This is a genomic window from Streptomyces racemochromogenes (genome assembly GCF_044129415.1).
In the GTDB taxonomy this organism is placed as follows: domain Bacteria; phylum Actinomycetota; class Actinomycetes; order Streptomycetales; family Streptomycetaceae; genus Streptomyces; species Streptomyces racemochromogenes_A.
The window spans coordinates 39,416-54,910 of record NZ_JBBDHD010000011.1; the positions used below are offsets into that span (position 1 = coordinate 39,416).

A 15,495-nucleotide genomic window follows, 5' to 3' on the forward strand; every position below is an offset into this window, starting at 1 on the left:
CGTGGATCGGGGCAGGTCAGCGCTGCAGGGTGAGGACACCCGGCCGGTACGGCAGCCGGTCGTAGGGGCCGCCCGCCGCCGGGCTCTTGCCCTGGTAGAGGAACTGCAGGTGGCAGGGGTCGATGGTCATGGTCTGGTCGGGGTTGTCGCGGACCAGGTCTCCATGGCTGATGTCGTCGGTCCAGGTCGCGCCGCTGTTGGCCTTGCCAGCGAAGGGGTTGCCCTCGCTGCCGGCCTGGGGGGTCCACGGACCGTTCAGGCCGGGGGCCGTGAACGAGCGGAAGTAGCGGTCCTGGTGGGCGCCCCTGGCCTCGACGATCATGAGGTACTGGTTCTGGCCCCGGACCTTGTAGACCTGCGGCGCCTCGAACAGGTGGTCCGGCGTGTCGCTCATGACGGTCGTGTAGGAGGAGCCGAAGTTGCCCGGGAAGTTCCCGATCGGCATGCTCGCCCGGTAGATCTTGCCGTTGTCACCGGCGAAGAACAGGTACATGTTCGTGTCGTCGGCGATCAGGGTCTGGTCGATGGGGCCGGTGGGGGATTCGGTGCGGGGGATGCTGCCGGTGAACAGCGGCTGCGGCGCGGACCAGCCGTCGGGGTCGGCCGGGTCGCTCGACGTGCGGTAGATGAAGGGCCACGGGCCCCACTGGTACGCCAGCACCCAGATCTTCTTGGGTGCGAAGTAGAACAGCGTGGGCGCCACCGCGGGCTGCTTCATTCCGGTCTGGCCGGCCGACGCCATGTCCGACCAGTTCGCGAAGGGGCCGAACATCATGGAGCCGTACGACGATCCCGAGAAGTCCGACCCGTAGACCAGGTGCCTGCCGTTGTACGTCACGGTGGTGAAGTCCTTCAGGGACGCCCACCCGTTCGCCGGCTGCGCCAGCGCACCCGTCGACGTCCATCGGTACGTCGACGCAAGAGCGCACGTGCCGCCCGTCGGCGCCGGCGTCGTGGGGGCCGGCGTCCCGGACGGGCCGGTCCACTTCTGGTTGCCGCCGGACCAGCAGGAGTACAGCTGGATCCCGGTGCGGTTGGCGGTGCCCGCGCCGACGGCGTCGAGGCACAGCCCGGAATGGACGTTGGCGATCGAGCCGTCGGGGTTGACGGTCCACTGCTGGCCGGCGCCGCCGGTGCAGTCCCCGATGACCACCGCGGTGCCGTTGACGGTGCCGTTGGCCTTGGCACTCAGGCACTTGTTGCCGTAGACCGTCAGCTGCCTGCCGGCGGTGTAGGTCCAGCGCTGGTTGGTCTGCCCGTTGCAGTCCCACAGCTGTGCCCGCGTGCCGTTGGCCGTGCCGGCGTTCTCGATGTCGATGCACCGACCGGAGGCGACGCCCCTGATCGCCCCGGTACCGCCTCCTCCGGTCCCGCCGGTGGTGCCGGTGGCGGCCTTGAGGGCGTTCACGACGGCGGTGTAGGCGGCCTTGGGCCTGCCGTTGTCGTCGAACAACAGGGGGCTCTCGCCGCGCCGCCAGGAGTCGCCGTCGCGGATGCCCCACACCGTGATGCCGGTGCACCGGGCCACTGACAGGCAGGCCTTGACCGTGTCGGCGTAGTGGGCGGGCGAGGCCTGGGCGATGTCCAGCTCGGTGATCTGGACGTCGACGCCCAGGGCGGCGAAGCCGGCCAGCGTGGTCCGGAGGCTGGACGGGGGGCCGCCGGGGCCGAAGTGGCTCTGGAACCCGACGCAGTCGATCGGCACGCCGCGGGACTTGAAGTCCTTGACCATGCTGTAGACGCCCTGGGTCTTGGCGTCCGACCAGTTCTCGATGTTGTAGTCGTTGTAGCAGAGCTTGGCCGAGGGGTCGGCCGCCCGGGCCGTGCGGAACGCCTCCTCGATGAAGCCGTTGCCCAGCACCTTCTGGAACACCGAGTCGCGGTGCTGGGTGGAGCCGTCGGCGAAGGCCTCGTTGACCACGTCCCAGGCGTAGACCTTGCCCTTGTAGTGGCCCATCAGGGTGGTGATGTGGTTGTTCATCACGCCGCGCAGCGTGTTCGCGTCACCGATGGATTTGACCCAGGGCGGCAGCTGCGAGTGCCAGACCGCGGTGTGGCCGCGCATGCGCTGGCCGTGTGCCGCGGCGTGGTCGACGATCCGGTCGGCGGCGGCGAAGGTGAAGTTGCCACGGGACGGTTCCGTGGCGTCCCACTTCATCTCGTTCTCCGGGGTGACCATGTTGAATTCCCGGTCCAGGATCGTGGAGTACGCCGGGTCGCCCAGCCTGCCGGCCGCCACGGCGGTGCCGAAGTACCTGCCCGAGGGGGCGGCCTGCGTGCCCAGCGGGGTCGCGGCCCCGGCGGAGCCGGGCAGCAGCGTCACGACGCCCGCCACCAGCGCCGCGGCCGCCAGCGCTGTCGTCACGGTCCGGCGCCGGCGGGCGAGCCGGTGCGTGCCCTTCATGATTCACCTCGGGGGTCACGGGCCGTCTTGGGCGCCGTGCTCGTGTCCGGGCCGGGCACCGGGGGTCGGTGGAAGTGTCGCGTCATGGGAAGGCTTTCTTCAGGCGATGCGTACGGGGGAAGCCGGGGAACCTTCCGCGCCGGCACCTCAGGGTGAGCGGCGGAAAGGAAACCCCACGAAGTGGAGGCTTCCGAACGCGTGGCCTCGTAACGAAAAAGTCGCCCCGCCCGGACGATCCGCCGGGTGATGCATCTCGCAGGCGGAAAGTGTTATGACGGGCCCGCCGGGCTGGTCGTCCCCGGGGAGGGCTCAGGAAGCGGTGCTCAGCCCTGGACCCTGCGCACGATGAAGGAAGCCTGTCCGGCGAAGGTCCGGGTGCCGTCGGAGCCGTCGAGCCAGATGCCGCCGTCGCGGTGCCGGATGACCGACCCCGGATAGTTGTGCGCGTGCAGGGTCACCGCCCCCGCGGCCGCCGCGGGGCGCGGACAGAAGGTGGCGTCCTCCCGGAAGAGTTCGCTGCCGTCGTCGGTGCTCAGCCGCAGGCGCAGCTCACGGTGGCGCAGATAGCGGCCGTCGGCTGCGCGGAAGGTCACGCACCGGGTGTCGGCCAGACCCCGGACGACCGTGAAGGTGACCCGGGCGGAAACCCGGCCGAGCGTGGCCAGGTCGTCGGCGTACGAGAGGTACAGCCCCGGTTCGTCCACCGACTCCAGCGCCTGCGCGCCCAGCGGAACGGTGCCCGCGACGGCGGACGGACTCACCGGCGGCGCGGACGGGGACGGCCCGGCCGACGAGGTGGCGGGCGAGGGGACCGGCGTGGGCTCGCCCGCCGTGCGGGCGGCGGTGACCCCGGGCTCCCGGGCCGCCGGTTCGGGCCACGCCGCGTAGGTGGCGGTGCCCGCGACGAGCACCGCGCCGGCGGCGAGGCTCAGCAGCGGATGAGAGGTCACCGCCTGCAGCGTGCCGGTCAGCGCGCCGGGCAGACCGCCTCCTCCCGTTGCCGTGCCGGCGGCGGCAGGTGCCATGGCGAGCCCGGCGGAGCCCGCGGCCGCGCCCGACAGCAGGCCCTTGGCGGCCAGCGCGGCGACGAGCCCGGCCGGCACGGCCAGCGGTGCGAGGGTGAGCAGCAGCAGTTCGTCGGCGGGGACACGCTTCGTCGTCGTCGCCAGGCAGACCTGGCAGTCACGGGTGTGCCGCGCGATCCGCTTGCGCCACACCGGCGCACGGAGACCGTCCCAGCCGGCGACGGTCTCGTCCAACCCCGCACAGCGCGGCTGCGCCTCCAGCGCGGCGACGATCGTCCGGCTCAGGTCGAGCTGCTCGCGCATGCGCTGCAGACGCACGCCCGCATGGGCGACGGTGAGGCCCGTCGCGGCGGCGATGTCGTCACGGCTCAGCAGGCCGGCGCACTCCTGCCACCACAGCGACAGCAGCACCTGGTGGTCAGGGTCGAGCCAACGGCCGGCTTCGACGACCCGACGGCGCTCGTCCGACATGCGCAGGCGCAGGATCGTCGCGTCCTCGGGCTCGGCGCCGGCAGCCGGTATCAGGAGTGCCTCGTCGATGTCCGCGGTCCGGTCGGCGAGGGCGCGATGCCGCTGCCAGTGCGTGTTGATCTGGCGGAGCGTGATCGCCACCAGCCAGGACCGGAAGCTCTCGGGGGCCCGCAGGGCGGGCAGGTCGCGCACCGCGCGCAGCAGGGTCTCCTGGACGACGTCGTCGGCGTCGGCGCCGGCGCTCAGCGCCCGCCTGACGATGTTGTAGACCAATGGCAGGTATGCGGCGATCAGCTCCTCGCGCGCCCGGTCGTCACCGGCCTGCGCCGCGATGACCAGCCTCGCGTGGTTCGCGTCCATGAGCCCCATTCCCACCCTCCTCCGGGAAGCGATCCGCCGAGTACGGCGTCACACCCTAGCCTCCGAACAGCCGCCCGCCGCCCCTCGGGTGGCGGTGCGAGCGCGGCGGACGCCGTGAACACACCGCGAGGTAAGCTCCGGGCGAGAACGTCCCAGAGGTCAGGAATCGCACATGACGCGCGGACAGTGGGGGGCTCGGGTGACCGGCCCTGTGGCCGGTGTGAGCACTGGCGTGCTCGGGTCGGTCCTGCTGTCAGCGGCCTGGCGGGCATGCGACGTCGGAGTGAACGGCGCGGCCAACGGCCTCGCGTTGGTCTTCTACGGAGCCCTGCTCACGATCACGGCGACCGTATGGTGGGGGGTGCTCATCGGGTACGCAGGACGCCGGAGCCCTGCGGCAGCCCTCCTCGGGGGCACCCTCGGCAGTGCGGCCATGCTGTGGGTCTTCGTGGCCCTCCTCCGGGTTCCCCACGGCTACCGCTGCTGATTCCGGCCGGTTCAGATCCTCCAGTGCTGGCCGGTGTAGTTCCCGCAGGGGTTGAGGAGCAGGCCGGTGTCGACGGCCGGGGGGCCGGCCGTGTCCAGGCACAGGCCACTCGCGGGGTTGGTGAACGGGCCGCCTGTGGCGTCGTACTGCCACTGCTGGCCCGTGTGGTTGCCGCAGGGACCGAGCACGGCCCGGGCGCCGGCGGCCGGTTCCCCGTTCGTGTCGAGGCACAGGCCGCTGGGCGGGTTCGTGAGGTGCCGGCTCGTCCCGTCGTACTGCCAGATCTGGCCGCTGAAGTACCCGCACGCGCGGAGCACCACCTCCAGCCCGGGGCGCTGCGGACCGTTGGTGTCGAGACACAGGCCGCTGTGGGTGTTGGTGATCGCACCCGTGGGCGCGGACGGTGACGGCGCGGGCTGTGCGGGGGATGTGGTCGGGCCGGAAGGGGCCGAGGGTGTCCTCGTTCCGGTGTCGGCGGCCGGCGTGGGCCCCTTCGAGGACGAGGAGGGCCCCGCCGTGCCCGCCGACCCGCTCGCAGCCACGGCCGAGCCGGCGGCGCCGGACGCCGTCGAACCGTCGCCGCCCGTCAGCACCGCCCACAGGATCCCGGCGGTCGACAGCAGGAGTACCGCCGCCGCGGCGGCGGCCCGCGTGGTGCGCTGCTTCGGCCGGGGAACCGGCGGCACGGCCGTCTCGGGCATCCGCCACGCCGCGGCGAGCACCGTGGTGACGGCCTCCGCGTCGATCGCCGTCACGGGGGCCGTTGCGGGGCCCTCGGCGCCGCTCAGTTCGGCGAGCAGGCGACCGGGCGTGGGACGCCGCTCGGGCGATCTGTCCAGGGCCGCCGCCAGGAGTGGTTCGAGCCGGGCGGGAACACCGTCGAGGTCGGGTTCGTCGTGCAGGATCCTGTAGAGCACCGCCTCGGACGGCCCGGTGCCGAACGGTGGCCGTCCGGTGGCGGCGTAGGCGACGGTCATCGCCCATGCGAACACGTCGGCCGGCGGTCCGGCCTGCCCCCGGACCTGCTCCGGTGCCATGTAGCCCACGGTCCCGACCGCGATCCCGGTGCGGGTCAGCGCCGTCCCGTCGACGGCCTGCGCGATGCCGAAGTCGATGACCTTCGGGCCGTCCTGCGCGAGCAGGACGTTGGCGGGCTTGAGGTCGCGGTGCACCATCCCGGCCCGGTGGATCGCCCCGAGCGCCTCGGCGAGGCCGACGGCGAATCCGTGCGCCATGTCGCCGTGCAGCGGTCCGTGCTCGCCCACGTACTCCGCCAGTGTCGGACCCGGTACGTACTCCATGACGACGAACGGGGTGCTCGCCTCGACCTCGACCGCCAGAACGCGGACCGTGCAGGCGCCCTGGACCCGCAGCAACGCTGCGGCCTCACGCCGGAAACGGGCGCGGAACTCGGAGTCCGCGGCGAGTTCCTCGCGGAGCCTCTTGAGGGCCACGAGTCGGCCGTCAGCGCCCTGCGCCAGGTAGACGACGCCCATGCCCCCCACACCCAGCCGACCGACGAGCCTGAAACCGCCGATCTTCTTCGGGTCCCCCGCGTGCAGCCCGCTCACACTCACCTGGCTCCTCCTGAGACGTGCGGTGGTCACGGACCGTGGCGCCCCGGCGGTCCTCCGCCCGCCGTGCGCGCCCCCCTCGATCCGGCTCGGGATCAGGATGCCAGCGCACCGACTCGGCGGGTGCACGATCCGTTGCGGCCGATGCCGAGCTGTGCCACCGCAGCGGCCGACCGCCCTCCCGGCGCGCGGCGGGGTGGACAGTTGGCCGTTCCCGGGACGAGCGCCCTCCTCCGCCAGCAGACTGGTACGCGTCGACGGAGCGGGTCTGTTGCGGCCGTCGTGGGTGGGCTGGACCGGTTGTGCGCCGCGAGCACCACGGTGTCGGGCGGCCACGGATGGGTGGGGACGGTACGGATGGACGAGATCAGTCTCAGTGAAGCGTTGCGGCAGTTGCGCTCGGAGCTGTACCAGGCGCAGACCGACGCAGCGGGGCAGCAGTTGAGGTTCGAAGTGGAGAAGGCGGAGCTGGAGCTGGAGGTCGAGTTCCGGCGGGACGGCACCGGCAAGGTGAAGGTGTCCGTCGGCGCGCTCGGCACGAAGGGCGAGGCCGAGGCCGGAGGGGCCCGCGGGGCCGTCCGGCGAGAGCGGCTCACCCTCACCTTGAACGTCCTGGACGAGGCCCTCGGCCCGGATCGACGCTTCCTGGTCCAGCGCGGTGCCGCGGTCCCCCACGCGTACGGCAGGGCGCCGCACCCCGCCTACGGCTCTCAGCCGTCCGAGCCGTCGCAGCCCGAGCCCTGGGACGAGTGACATGGATCCGAAGAGACTGGTACTGATCCGCGTAGGGGACGCACCGAACGGCACCGGCTATCTGATCGGGCCCCAGCTGGTCCTGACGAGCCTCCACGTCGTGCGCGAACCCGAACCGTGGCTGAGCGTGCGCGTCGGGCATCCGGTCCTGAGCAACGAGCTGCACCGGCGCGGCGTGCGCGTCTGCTGGCCCACTCCCCACGACCACATCGCCGACACGGTGGACGTGGCGCTGCTCTGGCTGGACAAGCCCGTTGACGTGGGCGGTTCCGCCCCCGTGCGGTGGGGCCGGCCGGCGGGGGCCGCGTTGTTGTCGTACGAGGGCCTGGGCTTCCCCTCGTTCGCCGACGACGGCGGGGAACCGCAGGTGGAGCACCTGCGGGGCGACCTGCCCCCGGCCGGCACCTCCAGGACCGGCGGGGGATGGGTCCTGGACACCCCGATCTGGCCCGAGCACCGGAGGGGACGCAACGGCGCGTCGCCGTGGGCGGGGGTTTCGGGCAGCGCCGTCTTCTGCGAGGGACGGCTGGTCGGTGTCGTCACCGAAGCCGACCCGGCACTCGGGCAGCGCCGCCTGCACGCCCAGCCGGTCCACCCCCTGTTCGGGATCCCGCGGTTCGCCGACCTCCTGTCACGGCACGGCGACCGCCGGATCATGCCCGACCTGGAGTCGGTCGAAGCCCAGAAGGGCCCGGTCCACTGGCCGGTCCTGGAGGGCGATCTCCCAGCCGAACCCAGTGCTTTCCAACCGCGAACCGCGGTGTGCGAGGTCATCGACGACGCGCGGGAGAGGTCCGGCACCGTCGTCCTGTCCCAGGTGCTGGCCGGGCAGGGCGGGGTCGGCAAGACCCAGCTCGCGGCGCACTACGCCCGCCGGGCCGTCAACGAGGGCACCGACCTGGTGCTGTGGGTGGACGCCACACGGCCGGCCGGTGTGCTGGAGGCGTACGCCCGCACCGCGGTGAAGGTGCGGGTGCCCGGGGTCGGCGGACAGCCGGAGACCGTCGAACAGGACGCGGCCGCGTTCCTGGCCTGGCTCGCCACCACCGAGAGGACGTGGCTGGTCGTCCTCGACAACATCACCGACCAGACCCTCGGCAACCTGTGGCCCGCCACGAGCCGCGGCGGCCGCGGACGGGTGATCGCCACCAGCCGGCTGCGAGGGGCCGCGGCCAGCGACGCCGGGCGCGCACTCGTGGACGTCGGCGTCTACTCGGCTTCCGAGTCCGCCGCCTACCTGCGCGAGCGCCTCGAAGGCGCCCGCTGCTCCCACCTGCTGGACGCCGGGAGCGCCGACCTCGCCGAGGCGCTCGGGCACCTGCCCCTGGCGCTTGCCTACGCCGCCGCCTACATGATCCAGCGGCGGCGCAGCAGCAGCCGGTACCTCCAGTCGTTCCGTGAGCGCGGCCGGTCCTTGGAGGAGGTCCTACCGGCACGCGACGGCGTCGACGGCTACCACCTGTCCGTCGCAGTGGCCCTTCTGCTGTCCCTCGACGCCGTCCGGCAGGAGGACCCGCTCACCGTGCACGCGCTGGTCCTGGCCTCGCTCCTCGACCCCGCCGGCCATCCCGAGGCCCTGTGGGCCACCGAGCCGGTTCTGGAGCACCTCGCCCGCGCCCGTGCCGCAGCGGCGGGGGACGAGCGCGCCGCGGTCGAGGACGGGCGCGGCGCCGTGCGAGGGGTGCGGGAAGACGACGCGCTCGACGCCCTGGCCGTCCTGCACAACTACAGCCTCCTCACCCTCACCGAGAAACCGAACCGGCAGGTCACCCTCCACGCGCTCACCGCCCGCGCCACCCTCGACACCACCCCCGCCGGCGAGCGCCCGTACGGCACGGCCGCCGACGCGCTCCTCGCCCTGTGGCCGGCGGAGGAGCACGAGGACCACGCCCTCGCCGTCGTCCTGAGGGCCAACACCGAAGCGCTGCGGGGCAACGCCGGCGGACTCCTCTGGCACTTCGACCGTTCCGACCCCCACGCCCACCGCCTGCTCTTCCGCTACGGCACCAGCCTCCTCGAAGCCGGCCTGGCCACGGCCGCCACCGCCCACTGGAACCAGCTGGCCATCGACGGCGGGCGCCTCCTCGGCCCCGACCACCCCGACGCGCTCAGCGCCCGCGCCCACCTCGCCGTCGCGTACAGGCAGGCCGGACGCTTCGACGAGGCGGTCTCCACCGGGGAGCGGGTCCTCTCGGACCACGAACGCTTCCTGGGCCCCGACCACCCCCACACCCTGGCCACCCGCGGCAACCTCGTCCTCGCCCACCGACAGGCAGGACGTCCGGATGATGCCGTGGCCCTCGGGGAGCAGGTGCTCGCCGACTACGAGCGCATCCTGGGCCCCGACCACCCCGACACCCTCACGGCACGGGGCGTCCTGGCGCTCTGCCACGAGCAGGCCGGGCACACCAGCGACGCCGTGCCGCTGCTGGAACGAGCGGTGGCCGACGACACGCGGACCTTCGGCCCGGACCACCCCGAGACGCTCGCGGCGCGCGGCAACCTCGCCCTCGCCCACCGGAAGGCCGGGCGCACCGCCCACGCGGTCGCTCTGCTCGAACAGCTCGTGGCCGACTGCCGACGGGTCCTCGGCCCCGACCACCCCGACACCCTCGGCGCCCTCGGCAACCTCGCGGACTCCTGTCACGACGCCGGACTCAACGAGCAGGCGCTGGCCGTCAAGGAGCAGGTCCTCGCCGACCGCGTCCGGCTCCTGGGCCCCGACCACCCCCACAGCCTCACGGCCCGGGCAAGCCTCGCCCTGTCGTACTTCCGGGCCGGGCGAACGGACGAGGCCGTCCTCCTCGAAGAGCAGGTGGCGGCCGACAGCGCGCGCGTCCTGGGCCCCGACCACCCCGAGACCTTCGTGGCCCGTGGCAACCTGGCCTCGTCCTACCGCCTGGTCGGGCGCGGCGACGAAGCCCTCGGCCTGCTGACGGACGTGGCCGCCGACCAGGCGCGGCTCCTGGGCCCCGACCACCCCAGGACCCTGACCGCCCGGACCGAGCTCGCCGCCCTGCTGGTACGGATGGGCCGCACCGACGAAGCCGCTTCCCTGCTGGGAGAGGTGTTGGCCCACACCCCCGACTCGCTCGCCGCGCGCGGCGTCCTCGCCGCCTGCCACCGACACGCCGGACGGACCGGGGACGCCCTCGCCCTGCTTGAGCGGCTCACTGCCGACAGCGTCCGCTCCCTGGGTCCCGACCACCCCGACACCATCGGTGTCCGTGCTGAACTCGCGGTCTGCCGACTACAGGCCGGACACAGCGCCCGAGCCGTCACGCTGCTGGAGCAGGTGGTGAGCGACCGCACCCGCGTCCTGGGCTCCGACCATCCCGACACCCTCACCGCCCGCGGCAGCCTCGCCCTGGCCCATCAGGAGGCCGGGGACACCGCCCGGGCCGTCTCCTTACTGGAAGGGGCGGCCGCCGACAGCGTGCGCGTCCTGGGCGCGCACCACCTGGACACCCTCACGGTGCGGAGCAACCTCGCCGTGGTCCTCCAGGAGGCCGGACGCACCGCCGAGGCCATCGACCTCGGGGAGGAGGTCCTCGCCGGCAAGGAGCGGCTCCTGGGCCCGGAGCACCCCGAGGTCCTCACCGCCCGCGGCAACCTCGCCCTCGCCCACCAGGACGCGGGGCACGCCGCCCGGGCCATCACGCTGCTGGAACAGGTGGTGGCCGAGAGCGCGCGCGTCCAGGGCCCCCACCACCCCCGGACCCTCACCGCCCGCGCCAACCTGGCCACGGCCTTTCAACAGGCCGGACGTCTCGACGATGCCGTGGAGATCGAGGAGGACGTCCTCGCCGACGAGGTACGGATCCTCGGCATGCACCACCCCAGCACGCTCACCACCCGCAGCAACCTGGCCACGGCCTACCACCAGGCCGGGCACTCCGCCGAGGCCATCGACCTCGGGGAGGAGGTCCTCGCCGACAGGGAGCGGCTCCTGGGCCCCGAGCACCCCGACACCATCGCCACCCGCAGCAACCTCGCCGCGGCCTACCACCAGGCCGGGCGCACCGCCGATGCGACCGCCCTGCTGGAACGGGTGGTTGCCGACCGCACCCGCGTCCTGGGCTCCGACCATCCCGACACCCTCACCGCCCGCGGCAGCCTCGCCAGCTGCTACTGGGACGCGGGACGCCTCGACGAGGCCATCGCCATGGAGGAGCAGGTCCTCGCCGACAAGGTGCGGGTCCTGGGCCCGGAGCATCCGGAGACCCTGACGGCCCTCAGCAACCTCTCCTTCTCCTACCACGGAGTCGGCCGCAACGACGAGGCGATCGCCCTCGGGGAGCAGGTGCTGGCCACCCGCCGTCGACTCCTGGGCCCCCACCACCCGGACACACTGCTCTCCCACGGCAACCTCGCCCCCTTCTACCGCCTCGCCGGGCGCCTGGAGGAGGCCGTCACCGTCGGAGAGCAGGTCCTGGCCGCCCGCACCAGGCTCCTGGGCCCGGACCACCCCCAAACCCTCACCGCCCAGGGCGGCCTCGGCGTGTCCTACCGGCTCGTCGGGCGCCTCGCCGAGGCCATCGCCGTCGGAGAGCAGGCCCTGGCCGCCTGCGTCCGGGCCCTGGGCCCGGACCACCCCCAGACCCTCACCGCCCGACACCACCTCGGCTCCTCCCACCGGCAGGCAGGACGCACCGGCGAGGCCATCGGGCTGTTGACGTCCGTCGTGGAGGACCGGACCCGCATCCTGGGGCCCGCCCACCCGGACACGGCGAAGGCCCGGTCGGAACTGTCAGCGGTACGGGGCGAACGGGGTCGCCCCCTGCGCCCCTCCGGCACAGACGGATCCTGACGCCCGAAGCGGCTGTCCAGCCTCAGGAGCCCCTGGCATGGGCCAGGGGCTCTGCCGCGCCCCCGCGCCCCTGCCCGGCGACATCCCGTGCCGCACGCACCGGCGCGGGTGACCGAGCCGATGGGGGAGGGGCCCGCGGCCCGTGATCAAGGAGTGCACGCAGCGGCAATGAGCGCGGCGCGCTCGGGCAACCCGTCCGGCCGGCGCGGACCTACGTTCAGGGAGTGCCGGTCACCGCAGTGACGGACCGGCCCCTCGACCGCTTCGGTCTCCCGTTTCACGAGAGGACGCCTCTTTTCATGTTCGACATCGCCCAGGTGCACGCCGGCCCGAGTTCCGACCTGCTCACCCCCGACAACGCGGTCATGCTCTTCGTCGACCACCAGCCGCAGATGTTCTTCGGCACGGGCAGCGGCGACCGCGCCGCGATCATCAACAGCACGGTGGGCCTCGGCAAGGCGGCCCGCGCCTTCGACGTGCCCGCCGTTCTCACGACCGTCGCCGCCGAGTCCTTCTCCGGCCCGCTCCTGCCCCAGCTCGCCGCGGTGTTCCCCGACCAGAAGCCCATCGACCGCACCAGCATGAACGCCTGGGAGGACGAGGCCCTGGTCGAGGCCGTCCGTGCCACCGGCCGCAAGAAGATCATCCTGTCCGGCCTGTGGACCGAGGTGTGTCTCGTCCTGCCCGCGCTGTCGGCCCTGGAGCAGGGCTACGAGGTCTACGTGGTCTCCGACGCCTCGGGCGGCGTGACCCCGGCCGCCCACGAGCACGCCCTCCAGCGGATGATCGCCGCCGGCGCCGTCCCGGTCACCTGGGTGCAGGTCCTGCTGGAGCTCCAGCGCGACTGGGCCCGCACCGAGACGTACGGCGCCGTCATGGAGATCGTCAAGGAGCACGCCGGCGCGTACGGCCTCGGCGTCGTCTACGCGCAGACGGTCATCGGCGCGCACGCGGCCGGCTGACCCCCGTGGACACCGGCCTGTTGACCCTCCGGCTGCTGGTCGGCCTGCTCATCGCTGGCCACGGAGTACAGAAGATCAGCACGCGCCTCGGCGGGAGGGGACTCGACGGCGGGGCGCGGGAGTTCCGCGCGGACGGCTTCCGCGGCGGCGCCCTCACGGCCCTCGCGGCGGGCGGCGGTCAGATCGGCTCCGGGTTGCTGCTCGCGTCCGGGCTGCTCACACCGCTCGCCGCGACCGGCGCCATCGGGGTCATGACCGTCGCCCTCACCGTGAAGTGGCCCAACGGCCTCTGGGTGCAGAACGACGGCTACGAGTACCCCCTCGTGCTGATCGGCGCCGCCGCCGCACTGGCCGCGACCGGCCCCGGGGCCTGGTCCCTGGACGCGGCACTGGGCCTGGACACGTACCCCCTGTGGTGGACGGCGCTCGTGCTCTCGGCCGGCGTCGGCAGCGGACTGCTCACCCGGCTCGTGCTGCACCGCACCCCCACCGCCTAGCCGGCCGCCCAGCCCCCCATTCCGGCCCGGCCGCCGGCCGACTCCCCCTGGAACCGGCGGCCGGGCCACCCCACAGGACATCGCGCACCACCCGAGGAGAACTCCGCCATGGAGACCGCAACCGGCGGCGGCCAGCCGCTGCTGCACCAGAAGAGCCCCGAGACCCAGCGTTTCGGGACGGTCAAGCAGCTTCCGCTCGGCCTCGGCCACGACACGCGCATGTACGCCTGTCAACGCCTCAACCGGATACTCGCCGACACACAGATCCTCCACGCCCTGTACCGCAAGCACCATTGGATGGTCCGCGGTGCGACGTTCCACATGCTCCACGAACTGCTGGACCATCATGCCACGGCCCAGTCCGCCCTGGTGGACTCGCTGGCCGAGCGCATCCAGAGCCTCGGCGGCGTCGCGGTCGGCGATCCGCGCCACGTCGCCGAGCTGACCTCCATCCCCCGTCCGCCCGACGGCGTCGAGCCGGTCCCGGTCATGCTCTCGCGGCTCCTGGACGCGCACGAGCGCATCCTCGTCGACGCCCGTGATGCCGCCTCCCGGATTTCGGCCGAGGGCGACGAGGGCAGCAACGACCTGTTGGTCTCCGAGGTCGTCCGCACCGGGGAAGCACAGGTGTGGTTCCTCGCCGAACACCTCGTCGACACCCCCTTGGTACGGGTGTGACCGAGCCCGAGGAGACGGTCGAGACGTACGACGTCGTGGTGATCGGCGCCGGGCCCGGCGGGGAAGTCCTCGCCGACCGGGCCGCGCACGCCGGTCTGAGCGTCGCCGTCGTCGAGGACGGGGCCGTCGGCGGTGCCTGCTCCTACACGGCGTGCGTCCCCAGCAAGGCCCTCCTGCGGCCGGGCGCGGCCCTCGCGTCGGCCCGTGCGGTCGACGGGGCCCGGCAGTCGGTGACGGGACCGCCCGAGCCCGAGGCCGTCCTGGCGCGCCGGGACCGCTTCACCGGACGCGGTGACGACAGCGGCCAGGCCGCCTGGCTCACGGCGGCCGGCGCCACCCTGGTGCGCGGCCGGGGCCGGCTCGACGGCGAGCGCCGGGTGCGCGTCACGGCGACCGACGGCGCGACCCGCGTGCTGCGGGCCGGGCGGGCCGTGGTGTTGGCCACGGGCTCCGAACCGGTCATGCCCGACATCGACGGGCTGGACCGCATCGGCGTGTGGACCAGCGAGCGGGCCACCACGGCCGACGCCGTGCCCGACCGCCTGGTCGTCGTCGGCGGAGGCGTGGTGGCCTGCGAGACGGCCACCGCCTGGCGCTCACTGGGCGCGGAGGTCACCCTCCTGGTCCGCGGCCGGGCGCTGCTGTCGGACTGGGAGCCCTGCGCGGGCGAGGAGATCGCCCGCGGACTGACCGGCCTCGGCATCGGCGTGCGGTTCGGGGTCACCGCCCTGGCGGCCGCCCGTGACGCGGACACGGGCGAGGTGAGCGTCACGACCGACGACGGCGGCGTTCTGCGCTGCGACGAACTGCTCGTGGCCGTGGGACGCCGGCCGCGCACCGCCGGCCTGGGCCTGGAGGACGTCGTCCCGGGGCACCCGGCGTCCGCCCCGGCCGGGCTGCCGGTCGATGACACCGGCCGGGTCACCTCGGTGCCCGGAGGCTGGCTCTACGCGATCGGGGACGTATCCGGACGCTCGCACCTCACCCACCTGGCCAAGTACCAGGCCCGGGCCTGCGCCGCCGCGCTCGCGGCTGACGCGGGACGGCCGGCCGCCGTCGGTTCCTGGCAGCCGGGGACGGTCCGCGCGGCGGCCGCGCAGGCCGTCTTCACCCTTCCCGAGGCGGCGAGCGTCGGGCTGACCGAACGCGCGGCACGCCAGGCAGGGTTCACGGTGCGCACCGCCGAATACCGCACTGACGACGTCGCGGGAGCCGCCCTGCACGCCGACGGCTACCGCGGCCACGCCAAGCTCGTGGTGGACGCCGAACGGCGGGTCGTCCTCGGCTGCACCCTGACCGGCCCCATGGCGACCGAACTCATCCACACGGCCACCGTGGCCGTCGCGGGCGAGGTCCCCCTCGACCGCCTGTGGCACGCGGTCCCCGCCTTCCCCACCGTCAGCGAGATCTGGCTGCGCCTGCTGGAGGCCTACGGCCTCTGAGCCCCCACCACCCCCGCCCGACCCAACAGAAC

At 73.5% G+C, this 15,495-nt stretch carries 10 protein-coding genes; 7 read left to right on the forward strand and 3 right to left on the reverse strand.

All coding sequences use genetic code 11. The features are described 5' to 3' along the window. Window positions 1-16 precede the first annotated feature (16 nt). Together WDV06_RS06620 and WDV06_RS06625 are read right to left on the reverse strand one after the other, a co-directional pair. Window positions 17-2,404, reverse strand: coding sequence for a non-reducing end alpha-L-arabinofuranosidase family hydrolase (locus WDV06_RS06620; RefSeq protein WP_395508697.1), 2,388 nt, complete (start codon window positions 2,402-2,404; stop codon window positions 17-19). A 323-nt stretch (window positions 2,405-2,727) separates the two neighbouring features. Beyond that, window positions 2,728-4,269: a sigma-70 family RNA polymerase sigma factor gene (locus WDV06_RS06625; protein ID WP_395508698.1), complete on the reverse strand. Its 1,542-nt coding sequence runs from the start codon at window positions 4,267-4,269 to the stop codon at window positions 2,728-2,730. Window positions 4,270-4,480: 211 nt separating this feature from the next. On the opposite strand from WDV06_RS06625, the gene WDV06_RS06630 reads away from it, so the two are divergent. Further along, on the forward strand, window positions 4,481-4,747 hold the full coding sequence (locus tag WDV06_RS06630) for a hypothetical protein (protein WP_395508699.1): 267 nt from the start codon (window positions 4,481-4,483) through the stop codon (window positions 4,745-4,747). 11 nt (window positions 4,748-4,758) lie between these two features. Here the strand turns inward: WDV06_RS06630 and WDV06_RS06635 are convergent, their stop codons facing one another. Next, window positions 4,759-6,318: a serine/threonine protein kinase gene (locus WDV06_RS06635; RefSeq protein WP_395508700.1), complete on the reverse strand. Its 1,560-nt coding sequence runs from the start codon at window positions 6,316-6,318 to the stop codon at window positions 4,759-4,761. A 360-nt stretch (window positions 6,319-6,678) separates the two neighbouring features. Between WDV06_RS06635 and WDV06_RS06640 the strand changes: the two genes are divergently transcribed. The 6 genes from WDV06_RS06640 to WDV06_RS06665 all read left to right on the forward strand — a co-directional run bounded on the left by WDV06_RS06640 (window position 6,679) and on the right by WDV06_RS06665 (window position 15,463). Beyond that, complete coding sequence (locus WDV06_RS06640; protein WP_395508701.1) at window positions 6,679-7,074, forward strand: trypco2 family protein; 396 nt, start codon at window positions 6,679-6,681, stop codon at window positions 7,072-7,074. A 1-nt stretch (window position 7,075) separates the two neighbouring features. Beyond that, window positions 7,076-11,884: a tetratricopeptide repeat protein gene (locus WDV06_RS06645; RefSeq protein WP_395508702.1), complete on the forward strand. Its 4,809-nt coding sequence runs from the start codon at window positions 7,076-7,078 to the stop codon at window positions 11,882-11,884. A gap of 299 nt (window positions 11,885-12,183) precedes the next feature. Beyond that, window positions 12,184-12,846, forward strand: a complete 663-nt coding sequence (locus WDV06_RS06650) for a hydrolase (protein WP_395508703.1) — start codon at window positions 12,184-12,186, stop codon at window positions 12,844-12,846. Between the two features lie 5 nt (window positions 12,847-12,851). Then, window positions 12,852-13,343, forward strand: coding sequence for a DoxX family membrane protein (locus tag WDV06_RS06655; RefSeq protein ID WP_395508704.1), 492 nt, complete (start codon window positions 12,852-12,854; stop codon window positions 13,341-13,343). 108 nt (window positions 13,344-13,451) lie between these two features. Further along, a complete protein-coding gene (locus WDV06_RS06660) occupies window positions 13,452-14,021 on the forward strand; it encodes a Dps family protein (RefSeq protein WP_395508705.1) in 570 nt (189 codons plus the stop codon). After that, a complete protein-coding gene (locus WDV06_RS06665; protein ID WP_395508706.1) occupies window positions 14,018-15,463 on the forward strand; it encodes a dihydrolipoyl dehydrogenase family protein in 1,446 nt (481 codons plus the stop codon). The genes WDV06_RS06660 and WDV06_RS06665 overlap by 4 nt, the downstream gene beginning before the upstream one ends. Window positions 15,464-15,495 lie beyond the last annotated feature (32 nt).

What these genes read in the sequence shown, in the direction of transcription:
- WDV06_RS06620 (WP_395508697.1), bottom strand. Translation starts at nt 2,404, where the DNA reads ATGAAGGGCACGCACCGGCTCGCCCGCCGGCGCCGGACCGTGACGACA.
- WDV06_RS06625 (WP_395508698.1), bottom strand. Translation starts at nt 4,269, where the DNA reads ATGGGGCTCATGGACGCGAACCACGCGAGGCTGGTCATCGCGGCGCAG.
- WDV06_RS06640 (WP_395508701.1), top strand. Translation starts at nt 6,679, where the DNA reads ATGGACGAGATCAGTCTCAGTGAAGCGTTGCGGCAGTTGCGCTCGGAG.
- WDV06_RS06645 (WP_395508702.1), top strand. Translation starts at nt 7,076, where the DNA reads ATGGATCCGAAGAGACTGGTACTGATCCGCGTAGGGGACGCACCGAAC.
- WDV06_RS06650 (WP_395508703.1), top strand. Translation starts at nt 12,184, where the DNA reads ATGTTCGACATCGCCCAGGTGCACGCCGGCCCGAGTTCCGACCTGCTC.
- WDV06_RS06660 (WP_395508705.1), top strand. Translation starts at nt 13,452, where the DNA reads ATGGAGACCGCAACCGGCGGCGGCCAGCCGCTGCTGCACCAGAAGAGC.